Source organism: Burkholderia sp. (assembly GCF_018375725.1).
Lineage (GTDB): Bacteria > Pseudomonadota > Gammaproteobacteria > Burkholderiales > Burkholderiaceae > Burkholderia.
The window spans coordinates 1-5,039 of sequence record NZ_JAHACR010000297.1 but is presented as its reverse complement, the minus strand read 5'-3'; the positions used below and the strand labels follow the sequence as shown (position 1 = coordinate 5,039).

5 protein-coding genes are annotated in these 5,039 nt (G+C 70.2%); 3 read left to right on the top strand and 2 right to left on the bottom strand.

Going from position 1 to position 5,039, the window contains the following annotated elements; genetic code table 11:
- Window positions 1–1,423: methyl-accepting chemotaxis protein (locus KH616_RS21155; protein ID WP_292250509.1), on the top strand; the 1,423-nt coding region annotated here is incomplete at its 5' end.
- On the opposite strand, the gene KH616_RS21150 is transcribed toward KH616_RS21155, so the two are convergent.
- A complete protein-coding gene (locus KH616_RS21150; RefSeq protein ID WP_292250508.1) occupies window positions 1,393–2,505 on the bottom strand; it encodes an AGE family epimerase/isomerase in 1,113 nt (370 codons plus the stop codon). The two genes, KH616_RS21155 and KH616_RS21150, sit on opposite strands and share 31 nt — an antisense overlap.
- A gap of 106 nt (window positions 2,506–2,611) precedes the next feature.
- Here KH616_RS21150 and KH616_RS21145 point away from each other — a divergent pair, with 106 nt between their 5' ends.
- Entirely contained in the window at window positions 2,612–3,307 is a 696-nt protein-coding gene (locus KH616_RS21145) for an MgtC/SapB family protein (protein ID WP_292250506.1), read from the top strand.
- A 61-nt stretch (window positions 3,308–3,368) separates the two neighbouring features.
- The gene (locus KH616_RS21140) at window positions 3,369–3,848 is read left to right on the top strand and encodes a GNAT family N-acetyltransferase (RefSeq protein WP_292250504.1); all 480 of its coding nucleotides are present in this window, start codon (window positions 3,369–3,371) and stop codon (window positions 3,846–3,848) included.
- A gap of 83 nt (window positions 3,849–3,931) precedes the next feature.
- Here KH616_RS21140 and KH616_RS21135 read toward each other — a convergent pair.
- A partial coding sequence (locus KH616_RS21135) for a heavy metal translocating P-type ATPase (protein ID WP_292250502.1) occupies window positions 3,932–5,039 on the bottom strand: 1,108 nt, incomplete at its 5' end.

Here is a 5,039-nt window from a genome sequence, read left to right as displayed (position 1 = left end):
CCTGTCGCGTGCCGGCACGCGCATGGTGCGCGGCGGCCCGAAGCCCGAGGACATCATCCGCCATGCAAGCGATTCGCTCGTCGAGGCGGACAAGGCGTTCGCCCGGCTGAGCGCCGTGCCGCCCGTCGACGAGGAGAACCGCGCGCGTGTCGCGGCGCTCGCCGAGCGTTACCGCAAGATTCACACGGCGCTCGTGGAACTCGTGCAGTACCTCGACACGGACAACATCCAGGCATTTCTCGATCAGCCGACGCAAGGTATCCAGGATGCGTACCTGACCGAGCTGCACCGCTTCGTCGATTACGGCAGCGACTCGAGCCGTATGGCGCTCGCGACGATCGACGGCGGCATGGCGTGGTTCAAGTGGGTGAGCATCGTGCTGTTGGCCGCCATGCTGGCGAGCATCGCGGCGATCTACGCCGCGGCGCGCCGGTCGGTCGTCGCGCCGCTCGAAGAGGCCGGCCGCCACTTCGAACGGATTGCGCAGGGCCGGCTCGACGAGCCGGTGCGCGCGGGCGGCGTGTTCGAGATCGACCTGATGCTGCGCGGGCTGGCCGATATGCAGGAGAGCGTCGCCGGTACCGTGCGCACCGTGCGTCACGCGTCCGATGCGATCCACCTCGGTGCGGGCGAAATCGCGAGCGGCAACGCCGACCTGTCGGCGCGCACGGGCACGCAGGCCGCGTCGCTCGAGGAAACCGCCGCCAGCATGGAAGAGCTGACCGCGACCGTGCGGCAGAACACCGACAGCGCCCGCGCGGCGAGCGCGCTGGCCGACGAGGCGCTCGAAGCGACGAGCCACGGCGGCGGGGTCGTCGACAGCGTGATCGAGAAGATGCGCGGCATCGCGCAAAGCTCGGGACGCATTGCCGAGATCATTTCGGTGATCGACGGCATCGCGTTCCAGACCAACATCCTCGCGCTGAACGCGGCGGTCGAGGCGGCACGCGCGGGTGAACAAGGGCGCGGCTTCGCGGTCGTTGCGGGCGAGGTGCGCTCGCTCGCGCAGCGCAGCGCGCAGTCCGCGAAGGAGATCAAGGCGCTGATCGAGGATTCGGTGGCGCAGATCAACGGCGGCTCGGAGCTGGTCGAGCGCGCGGGCGAGGCGATGCGGGTGGTGTCGGCGTCGATTTCGCGTGTCGTGCAGACGATGGCGGAGATCACGTCCGCGTCGGTCGAGCAGAGCACCGGGATCGAGCAGGTCAATCAGGCGGTCACGCAGATGGATCAGCTCACGCAGCAGAACGCCGCGCTCGTGGAGCAGGTCGCGGCAGCGGCGGCATCGCTGAACGACCAGACCGCGCAGCTGATGCGCGCGGTGTCGGTGTTCGAGCTGGGCGATGCGCGCGCCGCCGCCCGGGACATGCGTGCCGGATCGGCGTTCGACGCGGCTTACTCGCCGGCGGCAGGCAGCGCCGCGTAAGCGGTGGCGAGGTGGTAGGGCGTCGTCGACGGCATGTCGGCGCGCACCACCTCGCCGTCCGCCGTCTTGCATTCATACCAGCCGCGCGGATGCAGGAAGCGCGCGGCGAAGCGCCCGATCTGCGTCGCGAGCGGCGCGGACGCCGGTGTGCCGCCGTGCGTCGCGAGCGCGCGCAGGTATTCGGTTTGCGCCCAGATGCGCTGCGTACCGTCGACGCATGCGCCTCGCGCGTCGAGCGCCGCGCTGACGCCGCCCGTCAGCGCATCGACACCATGCCGTTCGGCGAATCCGAACGCACGGGCGAGCGCATCGCGCAGCCCCGTATGCGCGACACGCTCGCCCGCCGCGTCGACCAGAAAATACCACTCGAATTGATGTCCCGGCTCGAAGCGATTGTCCGCCGAGCCGAGCGGCAGCTCGGCCACGCAGCCGGTCGCGGGATCGACGAACGTGCGTTCGACCGCGTGCGCGGTGCGGGCGAGCGCGTCGTCGAACGCGCTGTCGCCGAACGCGTCCGCGGCGGCAAGCCAGGCCTCGGTCAGATGCATCAGCGGATTCTGCAGCGGCCCGCTGCCCGATCCGGAGAAATCGTCATGACGCGCCGCATCGAGCAACGCGTCGCGTGAACGCGGCGCGAAGCGATCCTGGATCAGCGCGGCGGTGTCCTCGGCCACCGTGCGCGCATGCGGTTCGCCCGATGCCGCGTAATAGGCGGCGCACGCGAACACGATGAACGCATGCGTGTAGAGATCCTTCGTCGTGTCGAGCGGCGCGCCGGCCGCATCGACGCTGTATTGCCAGCCGCCGTGACGGGTGTCCCGGAAATGGCGGCACAGTGCATCGAACAGCGTCGCCGAATGCGCCGCGTCGCCCGCCTGCGCATACACGAACAACTGCCGCGCGCAGGCCATCGCGCGATACCGGGTGACCGGCAGCGGCGCATGCGACACGGGATCGACAGCCTCGAACGGCAGCTGCAATGCGCGATTGAACCCGGAATCCCGCCACAGTGGCAAGATGACCTGTGCGAAATGGCGGCGCAATTGAGCGGCCTGGACGGAAGCGGAGTCGGAAACGGACATGACGGGTTGGGCGCTGGGATCGGATCGTGCCGGCTCGGGTGTGCCCGGCCGGGCCCCAAGGATAAAACATTCCGAGCGGCCGGCACCACAAAAAGGAGAAAGCAGGATGCTCGGCAATATGGAACTCGTGTCGCGGCTCATTCTTGCGGCAGCGCTCGGCAGCGTGATCGGCTTCGAGCGGGAGCGCCTGTCGTGGGCGGCCGGCCTGCGGACGCACATGCTCGTCTGCGTCGGCTCGGCGCTCATCATGATCGTGTCGGCGTTCGGCTTCTTCGACGTGCTCGGCCAGCCGCATGTCGTGCTCGATCCGTCGCGGGTCGCCGCGCAGGTCGTGTCGGGCATCGGTTTCCTCGGCGCGGGATCGATCCTGCTGCGCGGCGAGATCGTGCGCGGGCTGACGACGGCCGCGAGCCTGTGGTCGGTCGCCGCGATCGGCCTCGCGGTCGGCGGCGGACTGTACGTCGCGTCGCTGTCCGCGACCGTCATCATCCTGATCATCCTGGCGGGCCTCAAGCCGATCGAGCGCCGCTACATCACGGTGCGCCAGCGGCGCTACCTGGCGCTGACGGTCGAGCGGGGCGCGCTGACGTTCGATTCGCTGCACGCGGCGCTCGGGCCGAACAGCGAGCGCGTCAAGCAGTTCATTGTCCAGCAGGACGACGAGACGGCCGACCACGACGACGTGCGCATCGCGCTCGCGCGGGTGTCCGAGCGGGACTACCAGGCGATCCGCGACACGCTGCGCGCGTTGCCGGGGGTATTGCGCTGCGACGAGCAGAGCGGCGCCGCGGGTGACGAATGAGCGGCAGCCGCGGCGGCTGTCCGGCTACACTGGAAGCCCGTTCTCGCACGGTGGTTTCGCCATGTTGCAGCTGCGGCCGATGACGGCCAGCGAATTTCACGCGTATCGCGCGCGGGCCATCGACGGCTACGCGCGCGACCTCATCGCGTCCGGGCAGAACGGTGCGGCGGATGCGCCGGTACGCGCGCAGGCCTGCTTCGATATGTTGCTTCCGGATGGCTTGCGGACCGCGGGCCAGACGCTGGTGTCGCTCGTCGATGACGAAAGCGGCAGCGCAATCGGCGATCTCTGGTACGCGGTCGTGACCGAAGGCCCGAATCGCACGCTGTTCATCTACGACCTTGAAATCGCGCCGGCCCGGCGCCGCCAAGGCTGGGCATCGCGCGCGCTCGACGCGCTCGATGCCGAGGCGCGCCGGCATGGCATCGCCGAAATCGGTCTGTCGGTGTTCAACCACAACGCGGCGGCGCGGGCGTTGTATCGCGCCCGCGGCTTCGTGCCGATCACGACGACGCTGATCAAGCCGGTTGTGTCGGGGTAGCGGCCGGGACGCGGCGCTTTCGCTGCCGTTCCCGGCACGCGCCCGGCATCACGCGCAACGGGCCGCGGACATCCCGTCCCGCGTTAGCGCGCGCCGCCCTTCCAGTGACGCAGCAGCACCGCGTTCGTGACCACGCTCACGCTGGAAAACGCCATCGCCGCGCCGGCGATCACCGGATTGAGCCAGCCGAGCGCCGCGAGCGGCACGCCGATCAGGTTGTAGACGAACGCCCAGAACAGGTTCTGCTGGATCTTGCGGTAGGTGCGCTTCGAAATGTCGATCGCATCGGCGACGAGCGCCGGATCGCCGCGCATCAGCGTAATGCCGGCCGTGTGCATCGCAACGTCGGTGCCGGTCGCCATCGCGATGCCGATGTCGGCGGCGGCCAGCGCCGGCGCGTCGTTGATCCCGTCGCCGACCATCGCGACAATTCCGCCGTGTGTGCGCTTCAGGGCCGCGACCACGCGTGCCTTGTCGTCCGGCAGCACCTGCGCATGGAATTCGGCGATGCCGAGCGATGCCGCGACGGCCGCTGCGCTGCCCGGATTGTCGCCGGTCACGAGCACGCTCGTGATGCCGCGCGCCGTGAGTGCGGCGATCGCATCGCGCGCGCCCGGCTTCACCGTGTCGCCGAATGCGATCAGTGCGATCGCCGCGCGCGGCGCATCCGCACGCATCAGCCACGAGATCGTGTTGCCGGCGCGTTCGAGTTCGGTGGCGCGCGCGTCGAGTGCGGGCGGCGCCTGGATCCCGAGCTCGTCGCGCCAGCGCGTTCTGCCGAGCGCGAGGAGCCGGCCGTCGACGCGCGCCTCGACACCGCGTCCGGCGACGGCGCGGGCGTCGGTCGTCACGTGCGGCGACAGCGCGCCGCCGTGCGCTGCGACGTCGCCGCGATGGGCGGCCACGACCGCGCGCGCCAGCGGGTGATCGCTATGCTGCTGCACCGCCGCCGCGAGCGACAGCGCTTCGCCGCGCGGGATGCCGACCGCGTCGAAGGCGGTCACGGACGGCTTGCCTTCCGTCAGCGTGCCGGTCTTGTCGAACGCGATCACCGTCGTGCGCTGCGCCAGCTCCAGCGCCTGGGCGTCCTTGATCAGGATGCCGTGGCGCGCGGCGACGCCGGTGCCGGCCATGATCGCGGCGGGCGTCGCGAGGCCGAGCGCGCACGGGCACGAGATGACCAGCACGCTG

What these genes read in the sequence shown, in the direction of transcription:
- KH616_RS21145 (WP_292250506.1), top strand. Translation starts at nt 2,612, where the DNA reads ATGCTCGGCAATATGGAACTCGTGTCGCGGCTCATTCTTGCGGCAGCG.
- KH616_RS21150 (WP_292250508.1), bottom strand. Translation starts at nt 2,505, where the DNA reads ATGTCCGTTTCCGACTCCGCTTCCGTCCAGGCCGCTCAATTGCGCCGC.
- KH616_RS21140 (WP_292250504.1), top strand. Translation starts at nt 3,369, where the DNA reads ATGTTGCAGCTGCGGCCGATGACGGCCAGCGAATTTCACGCGTATCGC.